The following is a 26,197-nucleotide window of genomic DNA, read 5'->3' as shown; positions in this document are numbered from 1 at the left end:
GCACCGCACCGGCGAGCACCGCACCGGCCGAACCCCGCCCGGCGGCGGAGCACGACCGGTCGGCGCCCGCCGACAAGGCGGCCGAGCCCGCGCGCCCCAAGCCGGCCCCGGCCGAGCGCCCGGCGGCCACTCCTCCCGCGCCCCGTCCCACGGCAGGTCAGCCCGCGCGCACCGGCGGCGGCTCCTCCAACCGCGTCCGCGCCCGCCTCGCCCGCCTCGGCGTCCAGCGCTCCAACCCGTACAACCCGGTCCTGGAGCCCCTGCTGCGGATAGTGCGCAGCAACGACCCGAAGATCGAGACGGCCACCCTCCGCCAGGTAGAGAGCGCCTACCAGGTCGCCGAGCGCTGGCACCGCGGCCAGAAGCGCAAGAGCGGCGACCCGTACATCACGCACCCGCTCGCCGTGACCACCATCCTCGCCGAACTCGGCATGGACCCGGCCACGTTGATGGCCGGCCTGCTGCACGACACCGTCGAGGACACCGAGTACGGCCTCGACCAGCTCCGCCGCGACTTCGGCGACTCCGTGGCCCTCCTCGTCGACGGCGTCACGAAGCTGGACAAGGTCAAGTTCGGCGAGGCCGCGCAGGCCGAGACCGTGCGCAAGATGGTCGTCGCCATGGCCAAGGACCCGCGCGTCCTGGTCATCAAGCTCGCCGACCGCCTGCACAACATGCGCACCATGCGCTACCTCAAGCGCGAGAAGCAGGAGAAGAAGGCGCGCGAGACCCTCGAGATCTACGCGCCGCTCGCCCACCGCCTCGGCATGAACACCATCAAGTGGGAACTGGAGGACCTCGCCTTCGCGATCCTCTACCCCAAGATGTACGACGAGATCGTCCGGCTGGTGGCCGAGCGGGCACCGAAGCGCGACGAGTACCTGGCCATAGTGACCGACGAGGTCCAGACCGACCTGCGCGCCGCCCGCATCAAGGCGACCGTCACCGGCCGCCCGAAGCACTACTACAGCGTCTACCAGAAGATGATCGTCCGCGGCCGCGACTTCGCGGAGATCTACGACCTGGTGGGCATCCGCGTCCTCGTGGACACCGTCCGCGACTGCTACGCGGCCCTCGGCACGGTGCACGCGCGATGGAACCCGGTTCCCGGCCGGTTCAAGGACTACATCGCGATGCCCAAGTTCAACATGTACCAGTCGCTGCACACCACGGTAATCGGCCCCAACGGCAAGCCTGTTGAGCTCCAGATCCGCACGTTCGACATGCACCGCCGCGCGGAGTACGGCATCGCCGCGCACTGGAAGTACAAGCAGGAGGCCGTCGCCGGCACCTCCAAGGTGCGCGCGGAGACGCCCAGGACCACCGGCAAGGACGACCACCTCAACGACATGGCGTGGCTGCGCCAGTTGCTCGACTGGCAGAAGGAGACCGAGGACCCCGGGGAGTTCCTGGAGTCCCTGCGCTTCGACCTGTCCCGCAACGAGGTCTTCGTCTTCACGCCCAAGGGCGACGTGATAGCGCTGCCGGCGGGCGCCACCCCGGTGGACTTCTCGTACGCGGTGCACACCGAGGTCGGCCACCGGACCATAGGAGCACGGGTCAACGGGCGGCTCGTACCGCTCGAATCCACCCTGGACAACGGCGACTTGGTCGAGGTCTTCACCTCCAAGGCGCCCGGCGCGGGCCCCTCCCGCGACTGGCTCGGCTTCGTCAAGTCGCCGCGCGCCCGCAACAAGATCAGAGCCTGGTTCTCCAAGGAGCGCCGCGACGAGGCGATCGAGCAGGGCAAGGACGCCATCGCCCGCGCGATGCGCAAACAGAACCTGCCGATCCAGCGCATCCTCACCGGCGACTCCCTCGTCACGCTCGCGCACGAGATGCGCTACCCCGACATCTCCTCGCTGTACGCGGCGATCGGCGAGGGCCATGTCGCCGCGCAGAACGTCGTACAGAAGCTGGTGCAGGCGCTCGGCGGCGAGGAGGCGGCCACCGAGGAGATCGACGAGAGCGTGCCGCCGGCGCACGGCCGCGGGCGCAAGCGCCGGACCAACGCCGACCCCGGTGTCGTCGTCAAGGGCGTCGAGGACGTGTGGGTCAAACTGGCCCGCTGTTGTACGCCCGTCCCCGGCGACCCCATCATCGGTTTCGTCACACGGGGTAGCGGCGTATCGGTTCACCGCAGCGACTGCGTCAACGTGGAGTCACTGTCCCGTGAGCCCGAGCGCATCCTGGAAGTCGAGTGGGCGCCCACCCAGTCCTCGGTCTTCCTGGTCGCCATCCAGGTGGAGGCCCTGGACCGCTCCCGGCTCCTCTCGGACGTCACCCGCGTCCTGTCCGACCAGCACGTCAACATCCTCTCCGCGGCCGTCCAGACCTCCCGCGACCGCGTCGCCACCTCCCGCTTCACCTTCGAGATGGGCGACCCCAAGCACCTGGGCCACGTCCTGAAGGCGGTCAGGGGCGTCGAGGGGGTCTACGACGTCTACCGCGTGACGTCGGCGCGCAACAAGACGTAGCGGACACCTCGCACACGAAGAAGGGGCTCCCGTACGGTGCGTACGGGAGCCCCTTCTTCGTGCGTGCCTGCGGGTGTCAGCCGCCGAACTCCTGGAGCCCCTTCAGAGCCTGCTCCAGCAGGGCCTGGCGGCCCTCCAGCTCGCGCTGGAGCTTGTCGGCGCGGGAGTTGTTGCCCTGGGTGCGGGCCTGCTCGATCTGGCCCGTGAGCTTGTCCACGGCCGCCTGGAGCTGGCCGGTCAGACCCTCGGCACGCGCGCGTGCCTCCGGGTTCGTCCGGCGCCACTCGGTCTCCTCGGACTCCTGAAGGGCCCGCTCGATCGTGTGCATCCGGCCCTCGACCTTCGGGCGGGAGTCACGCGGCACATGGCCGATGGCCTCCCAGCGCTCGTTGATCGAGCGGAAGGCCGCGCGGGCCGCCTTCAGGTCGGTGACCGGCAGGAGCTTCTCGGCCTCCTCGGCCAGCTCCTCCTTGAGCTTCAGGTTCTCCGTCTGCTCCGCGTCCCGCTCGGCGAAGACCGAGCTGCGGGCGGCGAAGAAGACGTCCTGGGCACCGCGGAAGCGGTTCCACAGATCGTCCTCGTGCTCGCGCTGGGCGCGGCCCGCCGCCTTCCAGTCCGCCATCAGCTCGCGGTAGCGCGCGGCCGTGGGACCCCAGTCCGTCGAGGCCGACAGACCCTCGGCCTCGGCGACCAGCCGCTCCTTGGTCTTGCGGGCATCCTCGCGCTGCGCGTCCAGCGACGCGAAGTGCGCCTTGCGGCGCTTGGAGAAGGCCGACCGGGCGTGCGAGAAGCGGTGCCACAGCTCGTCGTCCGACTTGCGGTCCAGGCGCGGCAGACCCTTCCAGGTGTCCACCAGCGCGCGCAGCCGCTCACCGGCCGCCCGCCACTGGTCGGACGCCGCCAGCTCCTCCGCCTCGACGACCAGCGCCTCCTTGGAGTGCCGGGCCTCGTCGGACTGCTTGGCGCGCTGCTGCTTGCGCTCCTCGCGACGCGCCTCGACGGTCTCCACGAGCTTGTCCAGCCGCACCGTGAGCGCCGCCAGATCGCCCACCGCGTGGTGGGCGTCGACCTGCTCACGGAGATGGTCCACGGCGGCCTGGGCGTCCTTCGCCGACAGGTCGGTGGTCTTCACGCGCTTCTCGAGGAGGCCGATCTCGACAACCAGGCCCTCGTACTTGCGCTCGAAGTAGGCCAGCGCCTCGTCAGGGGAGCCGGCCTGCCAGGAACCGACGACCTGCTCGCCGTCGGCCGTACGCACGTACACGGTCCCCGTCTCGTCGACGCGTCCCCACGGGTCGCTGCTCACAGCGCCTCCTCCACATGATGCCTGCACAGGGCCTCTGTGCCCCCGGGCATCGTCCACAGTTTCGTCACGGCCAACATAGGCGACCGGCGGGTTGCCTGTCCGCATCCCGCGCGACCGAAAATTCGCTGTTGACGGTCAGGATTTCGTCACGGTCGCCTTGTTGATCACGACCGTCGCGTTCGGAGCGGTGTTGCCCGTCGTGGGGTCGGCGGCCGCCGCCCCAGCTGCGGCGATCTTCTTCAGGACCTTCAGTCCGGAGGCCGAGATGGTGCCGAACGGGGTGTAGTTGGCCGGGAGCTGGCTGTCCTGGTAGACGAGGAAGAACTGGCTGCCGCCGGTGTTGCGGCCCTTGCCCGTGGAGGCGTCGTAGGTGTTCGCCATCGCCACCGTGCCCGCCGGGTAGGTCCCGCCCTTGAGGCTCGCGTCCTTCAGGTTCTCGTCCGGGATCGTGTAGCCGGGACCGCCGCTGCCGGTGCCGGTCGGGTCGCCGCACTGCAGCACGTAGATGCCGCTGTTGACGAGCCGGTGGCACTTCGTGTGGTCGAAGAAGCCCTTGCCCGCGAGGAAGTTGAACGAGTTCACGGTGTGCGGCGCGGCCGACGTCTTCAGCGCGATGTCGATGTCACCGCAGGTCGTCGCGAGCTTCATCGTGTACTTGGCCGACTTGTCGATCGTGACCGCCGGCTCCTTCTTCCAGGTCGCCGTCTTGATCTTGCCGGCCGCCGGCTTCGCGCACGGGTCCGGCGCCTTGCTCGTCGCCGAAGCGCTGGGCGTCACGTCCGCGCTCGCGTTGGACTTGTCGTCGTCGCCCTTCAGGACGCCGGTCGTGTAGAGCGCGACACTGCCGATCACGATCACGCCGAGCACCGACGCGATCACCGAGTTGCGCATACGTGCCTTGCGTCGAGCGGACGTACGCCGCTGCTGCTGCCGCAAGAACTTCTCCCGCGCGAGCTGCCGCTTCCGCTGTTCCTGGGTGACCACCGGATTCTCTCCTCATGCGTCTCGTACGTCGACTGGGACGCGTGCGTCTTGTGAGCCGACCGCCTGCGTGTGCCCCGTACCGTATATGGGTTCGCTGAGGATTCGGCAGCGCCGGTAGGCTCTGACCACTGACGCAGGGATCCTTATCCCCACCCGTATCGACACAACGAAGGACGATCGTGCTCATTGCCGGGTTCCCCGCCGGGGCCTGGGGGACGAACTGTTATCTCGTCGCCCCCGCCGCCGGTGAGGAGTGCGTGATCATCGACCCGGGCCATCAGGCCGCCCAGGGAGTCGAGGAAGCGCTCAGGAAGCATCGGCTCAAGCCCGTCGCGGTCGTCCTCACCCATGGTCACATCGACCATGTGGCCTCGGTCGTCCCGGTGTGCGGCGCGCACGACGTGCCGGCCTGGATCCACCCCGAGGACCGGTTCATGATGAGCGACCCCGAGAAGGCGCTCGGCCGCTCTATCGGGATGCCGCTGATGGGCGAGCTGACCCTGGGGGAGCCGGACGACGTCAAGGAGCTGACCGACGGCGCGCGGCTCGCGCTCGCGGGACTGGAGTTCTCGGTCGCGCACGCGCCGGGCCATACGAAGGGGTCGGTGACCTTCCAGATGCCCGAGAACACGGAGACCCCCTCCGTGTTCTTCTCCGGGGATCTGCTCTTCGCCGGCTCCATCGGACGCACCGACCTGCCCGGCGGCTCCCACGCCGAGATCCTCGACTCGCTGGCCCGTGTGTGCCTGCCGCTCGACGACTCGACCGTGGTGCTGTCCGGCCACGGCCCCCAGACGACCATCGGCCAGGAGCGCGCCACCAACCCGTATCTGCGGGAGGTGGCCGCCGGCCTCGGGAGCTCGGACGCTCCCCGACGAGGAATGTGACGAGAGATTTTCGTGAGCACCTTTCAGGCCCCCAAGGGCACGTACGACCTGATTCCGCCGGAGTCGGCCAAGTACCTCGCCGTGCGCGAGGCCATCGCCGCCCCGCTGCGCAACTCCGGCTACGGGTACATCGAGACGCCCGGCTTCGAGAACGTCGAGCTCTTCGCGCGCGGTGTCGGTGAGTCCACCGACATCGTCACCAAGGAGATGTACGCCTTCGAGACCAAGGGCGGCGACCAGCTCGCCCTGCGTCCCGAAGGCACGGCTTCCGTACTGCGCGCGGCACTTGAGGCCAACCTGCACAAGCTCGGCAACCTGCCGGTGAAGCTCTGGTACTCGGGCTCCTACTACCGCTACGAGCGCCCCCAGAAGGGCCGTTACCGCCACTTCTCCCAGGTCGGCGCCGAGGCGATCGGTGCCGAGGACCCGGCCCTGGACGCCGAGTTGATCATCCTGGCGGACCAGGCGTACCGCTCTCTGGGCCTGCGCAACTTCCGCGTCCTCCTCAACAGCCTGGGCGACAAGGAGTGCCGTCCGGTCTACCGGGAGGCCCTGCAGAACTTCCTCCGGGGCCTGGACCTCGACGAGGAGACCCTGCGCCGCGCGGACATCAACCCGCTCCGGGTCCTCGACGACAAACGCCCGGACGTCCAGAAGCAGTTGACGGACGCGCCGTTGCTCCGCGACTACCTGTGCGACGCGTGCAAGGCGTACCACGAGGAGGTCCGCGAGCTGATCACGGCGGCGGGCGTCGCCTTCGAGGACGACCCCAAGCTGGTCCGCGGCCTGGACTACTACACCCGTACGACCTTCGAGTTCGTCCACGACGGTCTGGGCTCCCAGTCCGCGGTGGGCGGCGGCGGTCGTTACGACGGCCTGTCCGAGATGATCGGCGGCCCCGCGTTGCCCTCCGTGGGCTGGGCGTTGGGCGTCGACCGAACGGTCCTCGCTCTGGAAGCGGAGGGTGTCGAACTCGAACTCCCCGCGTCCACCAGCGTGTTCGCCGTCCCGCTCGGCGACGAGGCCCGCCGCGTCCTCTTCACCAAGGTGACCGAACTCCGCAAGCTCGGCATCGCGGCCGACTTCTCCTACGGCTCCAAGGGCCTCAAGGGCGCGATGAAGAACGCCAACCGCAGCGGCGCCCGCTACACGATCGTCGCCGGCGAGCGCGACCTCGCCGAGGGCGTCGTGCAGCTCAAGGACATGGAGTCCGGGGAGCAGCGGGCGGTCGGGGTGAACGAGATCGTGGCTGAGCTGGAGTCGAAGCTGGGCTGAGGCCTGGTTTTTCGCCCCCGCCGCCCCTACCCAGCCCATCACTGGGGGCTGCCACCCCCAGACCCCCGCTTCGGCCTGAACGGCCTCGTCCTCAAACGCCGGACGGGCTGAAAATCAGCCCGTCCGGCGTTTGAGGAGCGGGGTCTGGGGCGGAGCCCCAGAAGGATGGGACGGGTAGGGGCGGCGGGGGCGAGAAAACTCAGTCCAGCAACCCGTACCGCATCGCACTCGTCACCGCGGCCGTCCGGTCATCAACCCCCAACTTCCCGAAGACTCGCAGCAGATGGGTCTTCACCGTCGACTCCCCGATGTACAACCGCCGCCCGATCTCCGCGTTGGTGCACCCCTCCGCCACCAACCGCAACACGGCCGTCTCCCGCTCGGACAACCGAGGCCGCTCCGGCCTCGTCCGCAACTGGTCCACCAACCGCGCCGCCACCGAAGGAGCGAGCACCGTCTCGCCCCGCGCAGCGGCCCGAACGGCGTTGGCCAGTTCACCCCGCGGCAGATCCTTCAGCAGGTAGCCCGCCGCCCCCGCCTCCACCGCCCGCAGAATGTCCCGGTCCGTCTCGTACGTCGTGAGGACGATCACCCGGCACGGCAGCCCGGCCGCGCTCATCCGCACGATGGAGTCGACACCCCCGCCGCCCGGCATCCGCAGGTCCATCAACACGATGTCCGGCCTCAACTCGGCCGCCAGCGCCTCCGCTTGCGGCCCGCTCGACGCGTCGGCGACGACGTCGAGGTCCGGCTCGGCGCTGAGCATCGCGCGCAGGCCCTCGCGTACGACGGGATGGTCGTCGGCCAGGACGATCCGGATCATCGGGGACTCCTCAGAGGCGATACGGACGAGGGCGACACCGGCAGCCGGACGGTCACCGTCGTGCCCGCGCCCGGCACGCTGCGCACCACCGCCGTCCCACCCACCTCGGCGACCCGCGCCCGCAGCCCCGCCAGACCGTAGCCGCCGGACACCGCCCCCGGATCGAATCCGCACCCGTCGTCCCGTACCGACACGGTGAGTTGCTCGTCGGCGTACGCCAGCGCGAGGTTCACCGTCGCCGAACTCCCCGCATGCTTACGGGCGTTGGCGAGGGCCTCCTGGCAGGAGCGCAGGGCGACCACCTCGGGCCCGGCGGGCAACGCACGTACAGGGCCGGTGACTTGGAGCGTCGCGTCATGGCGGGCGGCGAGCCGACGTAGCGCGTCCGGCAGTGAGGCGTCCGCGAGGTCCGCCGGTGTGCCGCCCGCGACCAGCGCGCGGGCCTCGGCGAGGTTCTGCCGGGCCGTCTCGTCCATCAGGGCCAAGTGGCGGCGGGCCTGGGGCAGGTCCTCGTCCAGCTCGGCCTCCACCGCCTGGGTCAGCATCAGCAGGCTGGTGAAGCCCTGGGCGAGGGTGTCGTGGATCTCGCGGGCCATGCGTTCCCGTTCGGCCAACGCACCGTGCGCCGACGACAGTCGGGAGACCTCGTGGCGGCTGGCATCCAGTTCGGCGATCAACTCGGCCCGCTCCTGGCTCTGTTCGATGACGCGGATGACCCAGGTGCCGAGGGCCATCGAGAAGACCAGGGTCACCACGGCGAACACCGCGTTGAAGAACACGTCCTGCGCGCTCGGCCACCACAGCAGCGCCCAGCCGATCACCGGTGCGATGTTGATCACAGTCACCGCGATCAGCGCCCAGCGCAGCCGCAGCACCATGAAGCAGGGCGGGACGAGCGCGAAGCCCATCAGCCGGGTCTCGCCGACCAGCACCGCTGACGGCAGGAACAGCGCCATCTGCGCCACCAGGTAGCCGACGGCGCGCCGTTCGTCGGGCGGATCGCCCTGGAGCACGGGGCGCCCGACCCCGACGTAGAGCGGGATCAGCGGGACGAGGAGCCCGGCCGCCGCGACGCGTACCGGCCACCCCGGATGGCTCGTGCCGAGCACGAACACCAGGGTGGCCAGCCAGATCAGGGCGAAGTACGTGTCCCAGAGCCGGAACGAGCGGTCCCAGGTGTACGAACCCGTCGCCCCGTGCGGAGCGGTCATCCGTCGCGCCGGTTCTTCCACCGGAAGGTCAGCAGGCACAGCAGCAATCCTCCGACGCACCACGCCCCGAGCACCAGCGCGATCTTCCCGAACTCCCAGCTCCCTGCCTGCTCCAGCACCTGCGCCGACGAGGGCAGGAACACCCCGCGCAGCCCCTGGCACATCCACTTCAGCGGGAACAGGGCACCGATGTTGAGCATCCAGTCCGGGATGGTGTCGATGGAGATGTACACCCCGGAGATGAACTGCAGGACCAGGAACGGGAGTACGACCACGGAGGTCGCGCTCTTGCCGGACTTCGGGACCGAGCTGACCGCGATGCCGAGCAGGGCGCAGGCCGTCAGACCGAGCACGAAGATCCACCCGAAGTCCAGCCACTTCACCGCCGACGAGGGCAGGTCCACGTCGTAGAGCGTGGTGCCGACGAGGAGCAGGATCGCCGTCTCCATGAGGCCCGTGACCAGAACCAGCCAGATCTTGCCGAGGAAGTACGCGGCCGGCGGCATCGGCGTGCCGCGCAGTCGGCGCAGCACCTTCTCGTCCCGCTCGATCGCGATCGAGATGCCGAGGGACTGGAAACTCGTCGACATGATGCCGGCGGCCATCATCGCCGGGACGTACAGCTGCGAGGCGTTGATGCCCGCGCCCCGGACGTCGTCCTTGAAGATCGACGCGAAGAGGAAGAGGAAGACGACCGGGAAGGCGAAGGTGAACACCACCTGGTCGCGCTGGCGGAAGAACTGTTTGAGTTCCAGCACGCCTCGTTGCAGCCCGAGTCCCCAGGCACCGGGAAGTCGCTCCCCGGAGGTCTTCGTCCGGGCCTGCGCCACCGTCGTCGTGCTCATCGCGCGTCCTCCTGTCCGGTCAGGCGGAGGTAGACGTCCTCCAGGGTGGGGCGGCTCACCAGCAGCCCGGGGATCTCGCCGTCGAAGCGGTGCATGAGCTCGGCTACGACCTTGGTAGGAGTGTCCGTGTGCTCCGCGCGCGGGGTGCCGTCCGGCTCCGTCCACTCGACCGTGGCTCCGGTGCCGTGGCGCTCGCGCAGGGCGGCCGGTTCGCCCTCGGCGACCACGCGGCCCTTGGCGACGATGGCGAGGCGGTCGGCGAGGTTCTCCGCCTCCTCCAGGTAGTGGGTGGTGAGGAGGATGGTGGTGCCCTCGTCGGCGAGCTTGCGGATCAGGTCCCAGAACTGGCGCCGGGCCGCCGGGTCGAAACCGGTCGTCGGCTCGTCCAGGAGGAGGAGATCGGGGCCACCTATCACCCCGAGGGCCACGTCGAGACGCCTGCGCTGCCCGCCCGACAGGGCCTTGATGCGGCTGTCCACCTTGGCCTCCAGACCCACCAGGCCGATGACCTCCTCGGGGTCGCGCGGCCGGGGGTAGTAGCGGGCGAAGTGCCGTACGGTCTCGCCGACCGTCAACTCCGCGGGTGCCGATTCGTCCTGCCAGACGATTCCGACCCGCGAACGCCACGTACGCGTGCCCGTCGCCGGGTCCGAACCGAGCACCGACACCTCACCCGCGTCCCGGCCGCGGTTGCCCTGGAGGATCTCGACCGTGGTGCTCTTGCCCGCCCCATTGGGCCCGAGCAGGCCGAACACCTCTCCCGTGCGGATCTGGAGGTCGATTCCGGCTACGGCGGTCACGTCCCCGTACTGCTTGCGCAGCCCCCGCACATCCACTGCGAGTTCGTTCGCCTGTGTTGTCATGCGACGAGCATCGTCCGGAATCGAGCGCTCAGGGACGACCGTGCGTACTTCCTTATGTCCATCGAACGGTGGACAGAGGTGCGCGTGCGGCACAATGGCCGTGCCCGAAGAAGGTCCAACTCTCAAGTGACGGATCGGCGTGATGAGCAAGACGACAGTGAAGGACGTCGACACCGACTCCGAGCCGGAGCACACGGCCGCGGAGCCGCGCACGGTCGGCGCCAGCCGGGCCTTCGCCCTGCTGCTGGTGATCACCGGTGCGGCCGGCCTGCTCGCCGCGTGGGTCATCACGATCGACAAGTTCAAGATCCTCGAAGGCAAGCTCGCGGGCAAGACGTTCACCCCGAGCTGCAGCCTCAACCCGATCGTCTCCTGCGGCAGCGTCATGGAGAGCAAGCAGGCCGCCGCCTTCGGCTTCCCGAACCCGATGCTCGGCCTGGTCGCCTACGGCATCGTCATCTGCGTCGGCATCAGCCTGCTGACCCGGGTCCAGTTCCCGCGCTGGTACTGGCTGACCTTCAACTTCGGCACGCTCTTCGGGGTGGCCTTCTGCACCTGGCTGCAGTTCCAGTCGCTGTACCGGATCAACGCACTGTGCCTGTGGTGCTCGCTGGCCTGGGTCGCCACGATCACGATGTTCTGGTACGTCACGTCGTTCAACATCCGCAACGACTTCCTGAAGGCACCCCGCCCGGTCAAGAACTTCCTGGGCGAGTTCACCTGGGTCCTCCCGGTCACCCACGTCGGCATCATCGCCATGCTGATCCTGACCCGTTGGGGCACTCAGCTCTGGGCCTAGGACCTGTCCGGCCCTGACCCCGGCCCTGACCGGATTGTCAGTGGCGTGACATAGGGTTTTGAACGTGGAGCCCGACCTTTTCACCGCCGCAGCCGAAGAACGCCAGGAGAAGGACCCGTCCAGCAGTCCCCTGGCGGTACGGATGCGCCCGCGCACCCTCGACGAGGTCGTGGGCCAGCAGCACCTCCTGAAGCCGGGCTCACCCCTGCGCCGACTGGTCGGCGAGGGCGCGGGCGGCCCCGCCGGAGCTTCCTCGGTGATCCTCTGGGGCCCGCCCGGCACCGGCAAGACGACCCTCGCGTACGTCGTCTCCAAGGCGACCAACAAGCGGTTCGTGGAGCTGTCCGCGATCACCGCCGGGGTCAAGGAGGTCCGCGCGGTCATCGAAGGTGCCCGCCGCGCCACCGGCGGCTTCGGCAAGGAGACCGTCCTCTTCCTCGACGAGATCCACCGCTTCAGCAAGGCCCAGCAGGACTCCCTGCTCCCGGCCGTCGAGAACCGCTGGATCACCCTGATCGCGGCGACGACGGAGAACCCGTACTTCTCGGTGATCTCCCCGCTCCTGTCCCGCTCCCTCCTCCTGACCCTCGAACCCCTCACCGACGACGACCTGCGCGCCCTGCTCCGCCGGGCCCTGTCCGACGAGCGCGGCCTGAAGGACGCGGTCACCCTCCCCGAGGACAGCGAGAACCACCTGCTGCGCATCGCCGGCGGCGACGCCCGGCGCGCGCTGACCGCCCTGGAGGCCGCCGCCGGGGCCGCCCTCGACAAGGGCGAGCCGGACATCACCCTCCAGACCCTGGAGGAGACCGTCGACCGCGCGGCGGTGAAGTACGACCGCGACGGCGACCAGCACTACGACGTGGCCAGCGCCCTCATCAAGTCCATCCGGGGTTCGGACGTCGACGCGGCGCTGCACTACCTCGCCCGCATGATCGAGGCCGGCGAGGACCCCCGCTTCATCGCCCGCCGCCTGATGATCTCCGCGAGCGAGGACATCGGCCTCGCCGATCCCAACGCCCTGCCGATCGCGGTCGCCGCCGCCCAGGCCGTAGCGATGATCGGCTTCCCGGAGGCCGCGCTCACCCTCAGCCACGCCACCATCGCGCTCGCGCTGGCCCCCAAGTCGAACGCGGCGACCATGGCGATCGGCGCCGCCATGGAGGACGTACGCAAGGGGCACGCGGGCCCGGTGCCGATGCATCTGCGGGACGGGCACTACAAGGGCGCAGCCAAGCTCGGGCATGCCCAGGGGTACGTCTATCCGCACGATCTGCCCGAGGGGATCGCCGAGCAGCAGTACGCCCCGGAGGAGCTGAAGGACCGCGAGTACTACGAGCCGACCCGGCACGGCGCCGAGGCGCGGTACGCGGACGCCGTGGAGTGGACCAGGAAACACCTTGGTCGTAAGCGGTCCTGAGCACCCTGTAGAATCCTGCGCAGTGCTGCGTCCCGTGTCCGACTCCGGTCGGCGCCTCAGGCGGGACAACCAGCCGGATCTTCTGATCCAGGAGCGTCGCGCACCGTCGTAGGTGTCGCGGGCAGCCCACCACCACCCGGGGTTCCGGGACCGGTCGGTGGGCCGTTCGTGTGCTGCACATGTGCCCAGACCAGGGGAACGGCAGCCTGGCAAGTCCCTCGTGGACCTGTTGGGATTCCCCCGGCTGCGGATGCGACCTCCCCTAACCCTGAGGCAGCCGAAAAGGAAAAGGAATAAGCAGTGGCGAATCAGCCCCGCCCCAAGGTCAAGAAGTCGCGTGCCCTCGGCATCGCGCTGACCCCGAAGGCCGTCAAGTACTTCGAGGCCCGTCCCTACCCGCCGGGTGAGCACGGTCGTGGCCGCAAGCAGAACTCGGACTACAAGGTCCGTCTGCTGGAGAAGCAGCGTCTGCGCGCGCAGTACGACGTGTCCGAGCGCCAGCTCGTCCGCGCCTACGAGCGTGCCTCCAAGGTCCAGGGCAAGACCGGTGAGGCCCTGATCATCGAGCTGGAGCGTCGTCTCGACGCCCTGGTCCTTCGTTCGGGCATCGCCCGCACGATCTACCAGGCCCGCCAGATGGTCGTTCACGGCCACATCGAGGTCAACGGTGGCAAGGTCGACAAGCCGTCGTTCCGCGTCAAGCCCGACGACGTCGTGATGGTGCGCGAGCGCAGCCGCAGCAAGACCCTGTTCGAGGTTTCCCGCGCCGGTGGCTTCGCCCCCGACGGCGAGACCCCGCGCTACCTCCAGGTGAACCTCGGCGCCCTGGCGTTCCGCCTGGACCGCGAGCCGAACCGCAAGGAGATCCCGGTGATCTGCGACGAGCAGCTCGTCGTCGAGTACTACGCCCGCTGATCACCTCACGGACGTAGCACCACCTTTCGCGTCAGCCCGCCGTCTCCCCGCCCTTCCGGGTGGGCGAGGCGGCGGGCTTTCGCATGTCCACGCTCACCGCAGTGGGCCGCACCGGGCCGCGCGGCACCGGCACCGCGTCCAGCGCCCGGGACGGCCCCAGCGCCCGCGCCACGGCCTCCTCACGGCCCAGCCGCGCCCCCTCCCGTACGCACTCCGCGTACCTCTCGTCGCCGAGGCGCTCGCGGGCCATCGCCTCGCACAGCTCGTGCGGCGCGTTGTAGTACGCCGAGCCGAACAGCGGCAGCCCCACCGACGGCCACATCCCGCCCGCCGCGCCTTGCAGCAGGGCGGCCTCGGCGGCATCGCCCTCCGCCGCCGTCACCAGGGCCAGCAGCTCGACCGCGAGCACCGAGCCCAGCAGATCGCGGAAGCCGTGCGCGCTGCCCAGACAGTCCGCCAACAGGTCGCGCGCCAGCGGGAGTTCGCCGTCGCTCCAGGCGACGTAGGCCAGGACGTACAGCGCGTACGCCCGGGTCCAGCGCTCGCCGTGGTCCTCGCACACGCGGCGGACGTCCTCGCACAGCTTCACCGCGTCCGCCAGATCGCCCTGGAACGCCCGGGTCATCGCCAGCTCGACCTGGCCCATCAGTACGTTGCTGTTGAGCTCGCCGATCTGCTGATAGCGGTCGAGCGCCGAGCGCAGCAGGGTCTCCGCGCGCGGCATGTCGTCCGTGACCAACGCCAGGCAGCCGGTGCGGTGTTCGGCGTACGCGACCGCCGTGGGGTTCGCCGCGTGGTCGGCCTCCTCGCGGCACTCCTGGAGCGCGGCCAGCGCGGGCACGGTGTCGCCCTGGAGGATCGCCACATAGCCGAGCACCCACAGGGCCTTCAGCCGCGACTGGTCGTTGGCCGTGTCCTCGGCGTCCAGCTGCACGGCCTGCTCCAGCCAGTGCCGGCCCTCCGCGAGGCGCCCGCAGCCCGCCCAGTAGAACCACAGGGAGCCCGCGAGGTACTGGCCCAGGTGTGTCTCGTCCGGCTCGGTCAGGCAGTACTCCAGGGCGCCGCGCAGATTCGGCAGCTCCGCCTCGACCCGCGCGGCGACCTCGCCCTGGCGCGGCGAGAACCAGTCCAGCTCGCACCAAGTGGCCAGCCCCAGATACCAGTCGCGGTGCCGCCGCCGCAGCCGGGCCGCGTCCCCGGTCGCCTCCAGCCAGTCGGCGCCGTAGGCCCGGATCGTGTCGAGCATCCGGTAGCGCATGCCCGTCGGAGTCTCCTCGCGGACGACCACGGACTGTGCGAGGAGTTCGGACAGCACGTCGAGGACGCTGTCCGAAGGTAATCCGTCGCCGCCGCACACGTACTCGGCGGCCTCCAGGTCGAAGCGTCCGGCGAATACCGACAGCCGTGCCCACAGCAACCGCTCCTGGGGCGTGCACAGTTCATGGCTCCAACCGATCGCCGTACGCAACGTCTGATGCCGGGGCAGCGCGTCCCTGCGCCCGCCGGCCAGCAGCCGGAACCGGTCGTCGAACCGTGCCAGCAACTCCCCGGGCGCCAGCGCCCGCAGCCGCCCCGCCGCCAGTTCGACGGCAAGGGGAATCCCGTCGAGCCGTCGGCACAACTCCCGTACATCCGGGTCGTCTTCATCGAGGGCGACCCCCTGCTGCGCGGCCCGGTCGGCGAACAGCTCCACCGCCTCGTCCTCGCCCAACGGCGCCAGCGCGACCACCCGTTCACCCGACAGCTCCAACGGCCGCCGCCCCACCGCGAGCACCCGCAGCCCCGGCGCCCGCCCGAGCAACTCGGCCACCAGCGAGGCGCACACCTCCACCAGATGCTCGAACCCGTCCAGCACCAACAGCAGTTGACGATCCGTCAAGTGAGCGAGCAGCGCCTCACGCGGCAACCGTGCGGTGTGATCCGTCAGCCCCAGCGCCTCCACGACCGCGAAGCCCACGAGTTCCGGGTCGCGCACCGCCGCCAGCTCCACCCGCCACACCCCGTCCGGGGGTGCGGAGAGGGCCGCCGCGTGGGCCGCGAGCCGGGACTTGCCGACCCCGCCGGGGCCGGTCACCGTGACCAGACGCGAGGCGTCGAGCGCCCGGGCCAGCTCGGTGAGTTCGGCCGAGCGGCCCACGAACCGGTCGGGTTCGAGGGGTAGATTGCCGTCCGCGGTGGCGTCGCCGCCATGGGAAGCTCGCATGGAACACGGAGCGTACTGAACCGTATTCAGTCCGTACAATCGCTTCGCCCAACTCCACCGCGCGCGGGGCGGTAATGCGGTACGGAGCGCCACCCCCGGCGCGATAGGCTCGGGCCCGGTTATCCACAGGTGTTTACGGGGCGCCGCCTCCGGCGCGATAGGCTCGGACGAGTCATCAACAGGTGTTTACGAGAGCGGGTGTCAGGTGTCCGGTGGAGAGGTGGCCGGGATCCTGGTGGCCGTCTTCTGGGCGATCCTGGTCTCGTTCCTCGCCGTCGCACTGGTGAGGCTGGCCCAGACGCTCAAGGCGACCACCAAGCTGGTCGCGGACGTGACCGATCAGGCCGTGCCGCTGCTGGCGGACGCCTCCGCGGCGGTGCGCTCCGCGCAGACCCAGATCGACCGGGTCGACGCGATCGCCACCGACGTCCAGGAAGTCACCTCGAACGCCTCCGCACTGTCCACCACCGTCGCCTCCACCTTCGGCGGGCCCCTCGTCAAGGTCGCGGCCTTCGGCTACGGCGTCCGCCGGGCCCTGGGCGGCCGCCGCGAGGACGTGCCCGCGCCGTCCGGGGCGTCCCGTCGTACGGTGATCGTGGGCCGTACCGTCCCGGCCGGACGGCGGGGCAAGCGCACCCGGAAGAAGGACTGACCGAGCGATGTTCCGCCGTACGTTCTGGTTCGGCACGGGCGTAGCCGCCGGTGTCTGGGCGACCACCAAGGTCAATCGCAAGCTGAAGCAGCTGACCCCCGAGCACCTCGCCGTCGCCGCGGCCAACAAGGCGCTCGAAGCGGGCCACAAGCTCAAGGACAGCGCGGTGCACTTCGCGCTCGACGTCCGCGCGGGCATGGCCCAGCGCGAGGCCGAACTCGGTGACGCGCTGGGGATCAACGCCCCGGTCGACCCCGAACTCCCGGCGCCCCGGCAGCACATCGCCATCGAGAACCGCAACACCCCGATGTCCGTCGAAAGAAACGACAGGACGACGTACTCGTACAACCGGAATGAGGACCACTGATGGAGTCGGCTGAAATCCGCCGCCGCTGGCTGAGCTTCTACGAGGAGCGCGGCCACACCGTCGTCCCCTCGGCGTCGCTCATCGCGGACGACCCGACTCTGCTCCTGGTCCCCGCCGGCATGGTCCCCTTCAAGCCGTACTTCCTCGGCGAGGTCAAGCCGCCGTGGCCGCGCGCCACCAGCGTGCAGAAGTGCGTGCGCACGCCCGACATCGAAGAGGTCGGCAAGACCACCCGGCACGGCACGTTCTTCCAGATGTGCGGCAACTTCTCCTTCGGCGACTACTTCAAGGAAGGCGCCATCACCTACGCCTGGGAGCTGCTCACCTCGCCCCAGGACAAGGGTGGTTACGGCCTCGACCCCGAGCGTCTGTGGATCACGGTCTACCTCGACGACGACGAGGCCGAGACCATCTGGCGCGAGAAGATCGGCGTCCCCGCCGAGCGCATCCAGCGCCTCGGCAAGAAGGACAACTACTGGTCGATGGGCGTCCCCGGACCCTGTGGCCCGTGCTCCGAGATCAACTACGACCGCGGCCCCGAGTTCGGCGTCGAGGGCGGCCCCGCCGTCAACGACGAGCGGTACGTGGAGATCTGGAACCTCGTCTTCATGCAGTACGAGCGCGGCGAGGGCATCGGCAAGGAGGACTTCGAGATCCTCGGCGAGCTGCCCAGCAAGAACATCGACACGGGCCTCGGCCTGGAGCGCCTCGCGATGATCCTGCAGGGCGTGCAGAACATGTACGAGATCGACACCTCCATGGCCGTCATCAAGAAGGCCACCGAGCTGACCGGCGTCGAGTACGGCGAGTCGCACGAGTCCGACGTCTCCCTGCGCGTGGTCACCGACCACATGCGTACGTCCGTGATGCTCATCGGCGACGGCGTAACCCCCGGCAACGAGGGCCGCGGTTACGTCCTGCGCCGCATCATGCGCCGCGCCATCCGCAACATGCGCCTGCTCGGTGCCACGGGTCTGGTCGTCAAGGACCTCATCGACACCGTCATCGCGATGATGGGCCAGCAGTACCCCGAGCTCGTCACCGACCGCCAGCGCATCGAGACCGTGGCCCTCGCCGAGGAGGCCGCCTTCGTCAAGACGCTGAAGGCCGGCACCAACATCCTCGACACCGCCATCGCCGACACCAAGCAGTCGGGCGGCAAGATCCTCGCCGGCGACAAGGCGTTCCTGCTCCACGACACCTGGGGCTTCCCGATCGACCTCACCCTCGAAATGGCCGCCGAACAGGGCCTTTCCGTGGACGAGGACGGCTTCCGGCGACTGATGAAGCAGCAGCGCGACCAGGCCAAGGCCGACGCGCAGGCCAAGAAGACCGGCCACGCGGGCGTCGGTGCCTACCGCGAGATCGCCGACAAGGCCGGCGAGACCGACTTCATCGGCTACTCGGACACCCAGGGCGAGTCCACCATCGTCGGCATCCTCGTCGACGGTGTCTCCTCCCCGGCCGCGACCGAGGGCGACGAGGTCGAGATCGTCCTCGACCGCACCCCGTTCTACGCCGAGGGCGGCGGCCAGATCGGCGACACCGGCCGCATCAAGGTCGAGTCCGGTGCCGTGATCGAGATCCGCGACTGCCAGAAGCCGGTCCCGGGCGTCTACGTTCACAAGGGCGTCGTCCAGTACGGCGAGGTCACCGTCGGCGCCAAGGCCGAGGCCGCGATCGACATCCGCCGCCGTACCGCCATCGCCCGCGCCCACTCGGCCACCCACCTCACCCACCAGGCGCTGCGTGACGCGCTGGGTCCGACGGCCGCGCAGGCCGGTTCCGAGAACCAGCCGGGCCGCTTCCGCTTCGACTTCGGATCGCCGTCCGCGGTTCCCACGGCCGTGATGACCGACGTCGAGCAGAAGATCAACGAGGTGCTCGCCCGCGACCTGGACGTGCACGCCGAGATCCTCAGCCTCGACGAGGCCAAGAAGCAGGGCGCCATCGCCGAGTTCGGCGAGAAGTACGGCGAGCGGGTCCGCGTCGTGACCATCGGCGACTTCTCCAAGGAGCTGTGCGGCGGTACGCACGTCCACAACACCTCGCAGCTCGGCCTGGTCAAGCTGCTCGGCGAGTCGTCGATCGGCTCCGGAGTCCGCCGTATCGAAGCGCTCGTTGGTGTCGACGCCTACAACTTCCTCGCGCGTGAGCACACGGTCGTCGCCCAGCTCCAGGAGCTGATCAAGGGGCGCCCGGAGGAGCTTCCGGAGAAGGTCTCCGCCATGCTCGGCAAGTTGAAGGACGCCGAGAAGGAGATCGAGAAGTTCCGCGCCGAGAAGGTGCTCCGGGCGGCCGCCGGTCTCGTCGAGTCCGCCAAGGACGTGCACGGTGTCGCGCTGGTCACCGGCCAGGTGCCGGACGGCACGAGCGCCGACGACCTGCGCAAGCTGGTCCTCGACGTGCGCGGCCGTATCCAGGGCGGACGCGCAGCCGTCGTAGCCCTCTTCACGGTCAACAACGGCAAGCCGCTCACCGTCATCGCCACCAACGAGGCCGCCCGCGAGCGCGGTCTCAAGGCCGGCGACCTGGTCCGCGCGGCTGCCAAGACCCTCGGCGGTGGCGGTGGCGGCAAGCCGGACGTGGCCCAGGGTGGTGGCCAGAACCCGGCCGCCGTCGGCGAGGCCGTGGACGCTGTCGAACGCCTCGTCGCCGACACGGCCAAGTAAGAAACGGCCGCGAAGATGCGCAGAGGACGTCGACTCGCGATCGACGTCGGGGACGCCCGGATCGGGGTCGCCTCGTGCGACCCCGACGGGATCCTCGCCACTCCCGTCGAGACGGTCCCCGGCCGCGACATCCCGGCGGCGCACCGCCGGCTGAAGCAACTCGCCGAGGAGTACGAACCGATCGAAGTCGTCGTCGGTCTCCCGCGCTCCCTCAAGGGCGGCGAGGGACCGGCCGCCGTGAAGGTCCGGGCCTTCGCCCAGGAACTCGCGAAGGGCATCGCCCCGGTACCGGTCAGACTGTTGGACGAACGGATGACCACGGTGACGGCCAGTCAGGGACTGCGCGCCTCCGGGGTGAAGTCCAAGAAGGGCAGGTCGGTCATCGACCAGGCGGCAGCGGTCATCATTCTGCAGCAGGCCCTGGAATCCGAACGGGTGTCAGGTAAAGCACCCGGCGAGGGCGTCGAAGTGGTCATCTGATCGCGATACGGTAACGTTCCGCGCGATGTGATGGTGTTCGAACAGCCATGGCACAGCAAGAGGCGGGACGGAAGCCGGAGCCGCAAGCGCCGCGACCGCCGCCTCGCGGCTCTAGGGGATCGATGACTGAGTATGGCCGGGGCCCAGGCTCCGAACCGTGGCATCCGGAGGACCCGTTGTTCGGGGACGTCGGATGGGAAGGACAGCAGGCCCAGCCGGGGCAGCAGTCCTCCTACGGCGGCCAGCCGCAGCACTATCCGGAACAGCCGCAGCAGCCGCAGCAGTACGGCGACTGGGGCCATGGCCAGCAGGCCGACTACGGTCAGGCGCAGCAGCAATACCAGGTCTACGACGAACAGGGCAACCCGCAGTACCCCGACCAGCAACAGTGGGCGGACCAGCAGCAGTACGCCGATCAGAGCCATCAGCAGTACGCCGGTCAGCAGCAATATCAGCAGGGCGGCTGGGACGGCACCGGTGTGCCCGGTCAGGTCCCGTACGTCGCGGATCCTGTCGACCCGTACGGGCAACAGGCCGCGGCCTACGGCGAACAGCAGCCCGACTTCTACGGCACGCCCGAGGCGTACCCGCCGCCGGAGCCGCCGAGCAGGCGCCGCACCGAGCCCGAACCCGAGAAGACCGACTGGGACCCGGGCCCCGATCAGGGTGAACACGCGTTCTTCGCGGGTGGCGGCGACGATGACGACGAGGCCGACGACGAGCCGGACGGGCGTGGGCGCGGTGACCGGCGGGGCAAGGGCGGCAAAGGCAAAGGCAAGGATAAAGGCGGCAAGGAGCGGAAGCGTCGCAACGGCTGCGCCTGCCTTGTGGTCGTCATGGTGTTCGGCGGCGGCCTGGCCACCGTCGGCTACTTCGGTTACCACCTCTACCAGAACCGTTTCGGCTCGGCGCCGGACTACGCGGGCGACGGTACCGGTTCGGTGAGCGTCACCATCCCCAAGGGCGCCTTCGGATCGGATATCGGGCAGAAGCTGAAGGAAGCGGGCGTCGTCAAGAGCGTGGACGCCTTCGTGGTCGCCCAGTCCCAGAATCCGGACGGGAAGAAGATCCAGGCCGGCGTCTTCCTGCTGAAGAAGAATATGTCCGCCGCGAGCGCCGTCAAGCTGATGCTCGACCCTACGAGCCAGGACAATCTGATCGTCGCCCCGGGCTGGCGAAACGCCCAGGTCTACGCGGCGATCGACAAGAAACTCCAGATTTCCGACGGCACCACCAAGGCTGTTGCCGCCAAGGAGTACAAGAGCCTCGGACTGCCCAGCTGGGCGAACGACAACAAGAACATCAAGGACCCGCTGGAGGGTTTCCTCTTCCCGGGAACCTATGGCGCCGCCAAGGGCATGAAACCCGAGACGGTCCTCAAGCAGCTGGTCGCCCAGGCCAATGAGAAATACGACGCGATCGGCCTCTCGGCGAAGGCCAGGGCGCTCAACCTGGAAAACCCGCTGCAGCTCATCACGGTCGCGAGCCTCGTCCAGGCCGAGGGCAAGACGCACGAGGACTTCCGCAAGATGGCCGAAGTCGTCTACAACCGTCTCAAGACCACGAACGATCAGACCAACCAGTATCTGCAATTCGACTCGACCTTCAATTATCTGAAGGGCCAGAGCAAGATCCGCATCAGCGAGTCCGAGATCAACAGCAACAAGGACCCGTACAACACCTATACCCAGAAGGGCCTGCCGCCCGGCCCCATCGACAACCCCGGTGACGAGGCTCTGGCAGCGGCACTGAACCCGACCCGCGACGGCTGGATCTACTTCGTGGCGACCGACGGCGAGAACAAGACCGAATTCGCCAAGACGTACGCCGAATTCCAGGCACTCAAGGAAAAGTTCAATGACAGTTCGGGCAACTGACGCCCGCCGTGCCGCCGTGCTCGGTTCGCCCATCGCCCACTCCCTCTCCCCGGTGCTGCATCGCGCGGCGTACGGGGAGCTGGGGCTCGACAACTGGTCCTACGACCGCTTCGACGTCGACGAGGCGGGCCTGCCGGGGTTCTTCAAGGACCTCGGACCGGAGTGGGCGGGCCTGTCGCTGACCATGCCGCTGAAGCGGGCGGTCATACCGCTGCTGGACGAGATCAGCGAGACCGCGGCATCGGTGGACGCGGTCAACACGGTCGTGTTCACCGAGGACGGCCGACGGGTCGGCGACAACACGGACATCCCCGGCATGGTCGCCGCCCTCCGCGAACACGGCATCGAACAGGTCGACTCGGCCGCGATCCTCGGCGCCGGCGCCACCGCGTCCTCCGCGCTCGCCGCCCTCTCCCGCGTCTGCACCGGCAAGGTCGTCGCCTACGTCCGCAGCGAGGCCCGCGCCGCCGAGATGCGGCAGTGGGGCGAGCGGCTCGACGTGGAGGTCCGCACGGCGGACTGGGCCGACGCGGCCGAGGGGCTGCGCGCCCCCCTGGTCTTCGCGACCACGCCCGCCGGTACGACGGACGCACTCGCCTCGGCCGTACCGGAACGGCCTGCCACCCTCTTCGACGTCCTCTACGACCCCTGGCCCACGAACCTCGCGGCCCGCTGGTCCGGCTACGGCGGCGCGGTCGTCAGCGGCCTCGACCTGCTGGTCCACCAGGCGGTACTCCAGGTGGAACAGATGACGGGCTGCCGACCGGCACCGGTGGACGCGATGCGGAGGGCGGGAGAGAAGGCGCTGGCGGATCGGTGAGGGGCGCCACTCCGCTGTTGCCGGCCGGGGTCGACAGGGCGGGCTGGACGACGTCGGTTGATTGATGAACCCAACCCGGCAGCACGGTCTGGCGGGTCATTGCCTCCGGCCAGATGCCGCGGGTGAGAGGTGATGGCCGACTGCTGACCCAGGCTCCGTAGAGCGTCCACCATCGCCGTCAGGCGACCCTCGACCTCACCCCGGCAAAGCCGTCAAGAAGCCACCGTCCGGCCGTTCACGCGGCCCCCGCAAGGCGGCCACGCGCGCGACAATCGAACCCCGGCCTTGGCCCGGTCGTGCGGAGCGAGGACGGGCCGTACGCCAGGCGCCTCCACCACTCCGCGTCCGTTCCCTGGACCGTCGGGCAGGTGTGTGCCCCGGACGTGGGAGGATCGGGGGGTGGCGGGCCAGGGCCGCGCACCCGGTCACGTCGTCGTCGTACGCGAGGACGCGCGTACGCAGCAGTACCAGGGCGCGAGCATGAGGAGCACCGTTGAGCAGGTTGCGCTGGCTGACCGCGGGGGAGTCCCACGGTCCCGCACTCGTGGCGACGCTGGAGGGCCTTCCCGCCGGCGTGCCGATCACCACGGACATGGTGGCGGACCACCTGGCCCGGCGCCGGCTCGGTTATGGACGCGGCGCGCGCATGAAGTTCGAGCGTGACGAGGTCACCTTCCTCGGCGGTGTCCGGCACGGGCTGACCCTCGGTTCGCCGGTCGCGATCATGGTGGGCAACACGGAGTGGCCCAAGTGGGAGCAGGTCATGGCGGCCGACCCGGTCGATCCGGAGATCCTGGCGGGTCTCGCCCGTAACGCTCCGCTGACCCGCCCGCGGCCCGGTCACGCCGACCTCGCCGGTATGCAGAAGTACGGCTTCGACGAGGCCCGGCCGATCCTTGAGCGTGCCTCCGCGCGGGAGACCGCGGCCCGTGTCGCGCTGGGCGCCGTCGCCCGGTCGTACATCAAGGAGACGGCCGGGATCGAGATCGTCTCGCATGTCGTGGAGTTGGCTTCCGCCAAGGCGCCGCGGGGTGTGCTGCCCACGCCCGCCGATGTCGAGAAGCTGGACGCCGACCCCGTGCGCTGCCTGGACGCGGATGCCTCGAAGGCGATGGTCGCGGAGATCGACCAGGCCCACAAGGACGGTGACACCCTCGGTGGTGTCGTCGAGATCCTTGCCTACGGCGTTCCCGTCGGCCTCGGTTCGCACGTGCACTGGGACCGCAAGCTGGACGCCCGCCTCGCCGGTGCCCTCATGGGTATCCAGGCGATCAAGGGTGTCGAGATCGGTGACGGTTTCGAGCTGGCTCGGGTGCCCGGCTCCCAGGCGCACGACGAGATCGTGAACACCGATGAGGGCATTCGTCGGGTCTCCGGGCGCTCCGGTGGCACCGAAGGCGGGCTGTCCACGGGTGAACTGCTGCGCGTGCGCGCCGCGATGAAGCCCATCGCGACCGTGCCGCGTGCCCTGCAGACCGTCGACGTGGTGACCGGTGAGGCCACGCAGGCTCATCACCAGCGTTCCGACGTGTCCGCGGTTCCGGCCGCCGGCATCGTCGCCGAGGCGATGGTCGCCCTCGTCCTCGCGGACGCCGTTGCCGAGAAGTTCGGCGGCGACTCGGTGCCCGAGACCCGCCGCAACGTCCGCTCGTACCTCGAGAACCTGGCCATCCGGTGACCGCAGCCCCGCTCGTCGTCCTGGTCGGTCCCATGGGCGTCGGCAAGTCCACCGTCGGGCAGCAGCTCGCCGACCGGCTCGGCGTCGGCTACCGGGACACCGACGACGACATCGTGGCCGCCGAGGGCCGCACCATCGCCGAGATCTTCGTCGACGAGGGCGAGCCCGTCTTCCGCGCCATCGAGAAGCGCGCCGTGCACCAGGCACTCGCCGGGCACGACGGCGTCCTCGCGCTCGGCGGCGGCTCGATCCTCGACGAGGACACGCGCACGCTGCTCACCGGACACCGGGTCGTCTACCTCTCCATGGACGTGGACGAGGCGGTCAAGCGCACCGGCCTCAACGCGGCCCGCCCGCTGCTCGCCATCAACCCGCGCAAGCAGTGGCGCGAACTGATGGAAGCCAGGCGCCACTTGTACGCCGAGGTCGCGCAGGCCGTCGTACCCACCGACGGCCGCACCCCCGAGGACGTCACCCAAGCCGTCCTGGACGCACTGGAGTTGAAGGAAGCATGAGCGAGTCAGTGACGCGGATCCAGGTCGGCGGCACGGCGGGCAGCGACCCGTACGAGGTCCTGGTGGGCCGTCAACTCCTGGGTGAACTCGGCGGGTTGATCGGCGACCGGGTCAAGCGGGTCGCGATCATCCACCCGGAGGCCCTCGCCGAGACGGGCGAGGCGCTGCGCGCGGACCTGGCCGGGCAGGGCTTCGAGGCCGTCGCCATCCAGGTGCCGAACGCGGAGGAGGCCAAGACCGCCGAGGTCGCCGCCTACTGCTGGAAGGCGCTGGGCCAGTCCGGCTTCACCCGCTCCGACGTCATCGTCGGTGTCGGCGGCGGCTCCACCACCGACCTGGCCGGCTTCGTCGCCGCGACCTGGCTGCGCGGGGTCCGCTGGATCGCCGTACCGACGACCGTGCTCGCCATGGTCGACGCGGCCGTCGGCGGCAAGACCGGCATCAACACCGCCGAGGGCAAGAACCTCGTCGGCTCCTTCCACCCCCCGGCCGGCGTGCTCTGCGACCTGGCCGCGCTGGACTCCCTCCCGGTCAACGACTACGTCTCCGGGCTCGCCGAGATCATCAAGGCCGGCTTCATCGCCGACCCGGTGATCCTCGAACTCATCGAGTCCGACCCGGAGTCCGCCCGCACCCCGGCGGGCCCGCACACCGCCGAGCTCATCGAGCGCTCCATCAAGGTCAAGGCCGAGGTCGTCTCCGCCGACCTCAAGGAGTCGGGCCTGCGCGAGATCCTCAACTACGGCCACACCCTCGCGCACGCCATCGAGAAGAACGAGCGCTACAAGTGGCGGCACGGCGCCGCAGTGGCCGTAGGCATGCACTTCGCGGCCGAACTGGGCCGTCTCGCGGGCCGGTTGGACGACGCGACGGCCGACCGGCACCGCACGGTCCTCGCATCGGTCGGCCTGCCGCTCAGCTACCGCTACGACCAGTGGCCCAAGCTGCTGGAGAACATGAAGGTCGACAAGAAGTCCCGCGGCGACCTGCTCCGCTTCATCGTCCTCGACGGCCTCGCCAAGCCGACGGTCCTTGAGGGCCCCGACCCGGCCGTCCTGCTCGCCGCGTACGGCGAAGTGGGCGAGTAAGTCCGGCGAAGCCCGTTCCTGCCCATTTGCCTTGCGGGGA

22 protein-coding genes are annotated in these 26,197 nt (G+C 69.5%); 15 read left to right on the top strand and 7 right to left on the bottom strand.

What is annotated here, in order from left to right; translation table 11 throughout:
* Positions 1 to 2,477: RelA/SpoT family protein (locus SPR02S_RS25115; protein ID WP_019059770.1), on the top strand; the 2,477-nt coding region annotated here is incomplete at its 5' end.
* Between the two features lie 76 nt (positions 2,478 to 2,553).
* Here the strand turns inward: SPR02S_RS25115 and SPR02S_RS25110 are convergent.
* The gene (locus SPR02S_RS25110) at positions 2,554 to 3,783 is read right to left on the bottom strand and encodes a DUF349 domain-containing protein (RefSeq protein WP_019059769.1); all 1,230 of its coding nucleotides are present in this window, start codon (positions 3,781 to 3,783) and stop codon (positions 2,554 to 2,556) included.
* Positions 3,784 to 3,918: 135 nt separating this feature from the next.
* Positions 3,919 to 4,767, bottom strand: a complete 849-nt coding sequence (locus SPR02S_RS25105) for a peptidylprolyl isomerase (RefSeq protein WP_019059768.1) — start codon at positions 4,765 to 4,767, stop codon at positions 3,919 to 3,921.
* 179 nt (positions 4,768 to 4,946) lie between these two features.
* Between SPR02S_RS25105 and SPR02S_RS25100 the strand changes: the two genes are divergently transcribed.
* Positions 4,947 to 5,654 (top strand): MBL fold metallo-hydrolase, encoded by a 708-nt coding sequence (locus SPR02S_RS25100; protein WP_019059767.1) that lies wholly within the window; start codon positions 4,947 to 4,949, stop codon positions 5,652 to 5,654.
* Between the two features lie 12 nt (positions 5,655 to 5,666).
* Positions 5,667 to 6,929 carry a histidine--tRNA ligase gene (hisS, locus tag SPR02S_RS25095; protein WP_019059766.1) on the top strand — a complete coding sequence of 421 codons (1,263 nt, stop codon included), beginning with the start codon at positions 5,667 to 5,669 and terminating at the stop codon, positions 6,927 to 6,929.
* Positions 6,930 to 7,128: 199 nt separating this feature from the next.
* On the opposite strand, the gene SPR02S_RS25090 is transcribed toward hisS, so the two are convergent.
* Genes SPR02S_RS25090 through SPR02S_RS25075 form a run of 4 tightly spaced genes read right to left on the bottom strand, consistent with a single transcriptional unit; the run spans position 7,129 to position 10,671 of the window.
* On the bottom strand, positions 7,129 to 7,752 hold the full coding sequence (locus SPR02S_RS25090; RefSeq protein ID WP_019059765.1) for a response regulator: 624 nt from the start codon (positions 7,750 to 7,752) through the stop codon (positions 7,129 to 7,131).
* Entirely contained in the window at positions 7,749 to 8,963 is a 1,215-nt protein-coding gene (locus tag SPR02S_RS25085; RefSeq protein WP_019059764.1) for a sensor histidine kinase, read from the bottom strand. The genes SPR02S_RS25090 and SPR02S_RS25085 overlap by 4 nt, the downstream gene beginning before the upstream one ends.
* On the bottom strand, positions 8,960 to 9,808 hold the full coding sequence (locus SPR02S_RS25080) for an ABC transporter permease (protein ID WP_019059763.1): 849 nt from the start codon (positions 9,806 to 9,808) through the stop codon (positions 8,960 to 8,962). The genes SPR02S_RS25085 and SPR02S_RS25080 overlap by 4 nt, the downstream gene beginning before the upstream one ends.
* A complete protein-coding gene (locus tag SPR02S_RS25075; RefSeq protein ID WP_026150846.1) occupies positions 9,805 to 10,671 on the bottom strand; it encodes an ABC transporter ATP-binding protein in 867 nt (288 codons plus the stop codon). The genes SPR02S_RS25080 and SPR02S_RS25075 overlap by 4 nt, the downstream gene beginning before the upstream one ends.
* A gap of 142 nt (positions 10,672 to 10,813) precedes the next feature.
* On the opposite strand from SPR02S_RS25075, the gene SPR02S_RS25070 reads away from it, so the two are divergent.
* The 3 genes from SPR02S_RS25070 to rpsD all read left to right on the top strand — a co-directional run bounded on the left by SPR02S_RS25070 (position 10,814) and on the right by rpsD (position 13,805).
* Positions 10,814 to 11,470, top strand: a complete 657-nt coding sequence (locus tag SPR02S_RS25070) for a vitamin K epoxide reductase family protein (protein ID WP_019059761.1) — start codon at positions 10,814 to 10,816, stop codon at positions 11,468 to 11,470.
* Between the two features lie 64 nt (positions 11,471 to 11,534).
* Positions 11,535 to 12,890, top strand: a complete 1,356-nt coding sequence (locus SPR02S_RS25065; RefSeq protein WP_019059760.1) for a replication-associated recombination protein A — start codon at positions 11,535 to 11,537, stop codon at positions 12,888 to 12,890.
* 300 nt (positions 12,891 to 13,190) lie between these two features.
* On the top strand, positions 13,191 to 13,805 hold the full coding sequence (gene rpsD, locus SPR02S_RS25060) for a 30S ribosomal protein S4 (RefSeq protein ID WP_019059759.1): 615 nt from the start codon (positions 13,191 to 13,193) through the stop codon (positions 13,803 to 13,805).
* 31 nt (positions 13,806 to 13,836) lie between these two features.
* Here the strand turns inward: rpsD and SPR02S_RS25055 are convergent, their stop codons facing one another.
* Complete coding sequence (locus tag SPR02S_RS25055; RefSeq protein WP_019059758.1) at positions 13,837 to 16,008, bottom strand: ATP-binding protein; 2,172 nt, start codon at positions 16,006 to 16,008, stop codon at positions 13,837 to 13,839.
* Positions 16,009 to 16,213: 205 nt separating this feature from the next.
* Here SPR02S_RS25055 and SPR02S_RS25050 point away from each other — a divergent pair, with 205 nt between their 5' ends.
* From SPR02S_RS25050 to aroB, 9 genes are all read left to right on the top strand, one after another.
* Positions 16,214 to 16,660 (top strand): DUF948 domain-containing protein, encoded by a 447-nt coding sequence (locus SPR02S_RS25050; RefSeq protein WP_063744453.1) that lies wholly within the window; start codon positions 16,214 to 16,216, stop codon positions 16,658 to 16,660.
* Between the two features lie 7 nt (positions 16,661 to 16,667).
* Complete coding sequence (locus SPR02S_RS25045) at positions 16,668 to 17,027, top strand: hypothetical protein (protein WP_019059756.1); 360 nt, start codon at positions 16,668 to 16,670, stop codon at positions 17,025 to 17,027.
* Positions 17,027 to 19,699 carry an alanine--tRNA ligase gene (gene alaS, locus SPR02S_RS25040; RefSeq protein ID WP_019059755.1) on the top strand — a complete coding sequence of 891 codons (2,673 nt, stop codon included), beginning with the start codon at positions 17,027 to 17,029 and terminating at the stop codon, positions 19,697 to 19,699. Before SPR02S_RS25045 ends, alaS begins: the two co-directional genes overlap by 1 nt.
* Before the next feature lie 15 nt (positions 19,700 to 19,714).
* Complete coding sequence (gene ruvX / locus SPR02S_RS25035) at positions 19,715 to 20,179, top strand: Holliday junction resolvase RuvX (RefSeq protein WP_019059754.1); 465 nt, start codon at positions 19,715 to 19,717, stop codon at positions 20,177 to 20,179.
* Between the two features lie 122 nt (positions 20,180 to 20,301).
* On the top strand, positions 20,302 to 22,056 hold the full coding sequence (mltG, locus tag SPR02S_RS25030; protein WP_078622983.1) for an endolytic transglycosylase MltG: 1,755 nt from the start codon (positions 20,302 to 20,304) through the stop codon (positions 22,054 to 22,056).
* A complete protein-coding gene (locus tag SPR02S_RS25025; RefSeq protein ID WP_026150845.1) occupies positions 22,037 to 22,876 on the top strand; it encodes a shikimate dehydrogenase in 840 nt (279 codons plus the stop codon). Before mltG ends, SPR02S_RS25025 begins: the two co-directional genes overlap by 20 nt.
* 493 nt (positions 22,877 to 23,369) lie before the next feature.
* Positions 23,370 to 24,554, top strand: a complete 1,185-nt coding sequence (aroC, locus tag SPR02S_RS25020; RefSeq protein WP_026150844.1) for a chorismate synthase — start codon at positions 23,370 to 23,372, stop codon at positions 24,552 to 24,554.
* The gene (locus tag SPR02S_RS25015; RefSeq protein ID WP_019059750.1) at positions 24,551 to 25,069 is read left to right on the top strand and encodes a shikimate kinase; all 519 of its coding nucleotides are present in this window, start codon (positions 24,551 to 24,553) and stop codon (positions 25,067 to 25,069) included. The genes aroC and SPR02S_RS25015 overlap by 4 nt, the downstream gene beginning before the upstream one ends.
* Positions 25,066 to 26,157, top strand: coding sequence for a 3-dehydroquinate synthase (aroB, locus tag SPR02S_RS25010; RefSeq protein ID WP_020684209.1), 1,092 nt, complete (start codon positions 25,066 to 25,068; stop codon positions 26,155 to 26,157). Before SPR02S_RS25015 ends, aroB begins: the two co-directional genes overlap by 4 nt.
* Positions 26,158 to 26,197 lie beyond the last annotated feature (40 nt).

Origin of the sequence: Streptomyces prunicolor NBRC 13075, assembly GCF_000367365.1 — a bacterium.
Taxonomy (GTDB): domain Bacteria; phylum Actinomycetota; class Actinomycetes; order Streptomycetales; family Streptomycetaceae; genus Streptomyces; species Streptomyces prunicolor.
This window is presented reverse-complemented; position numbering and strand designations above follow the sequence as displayed.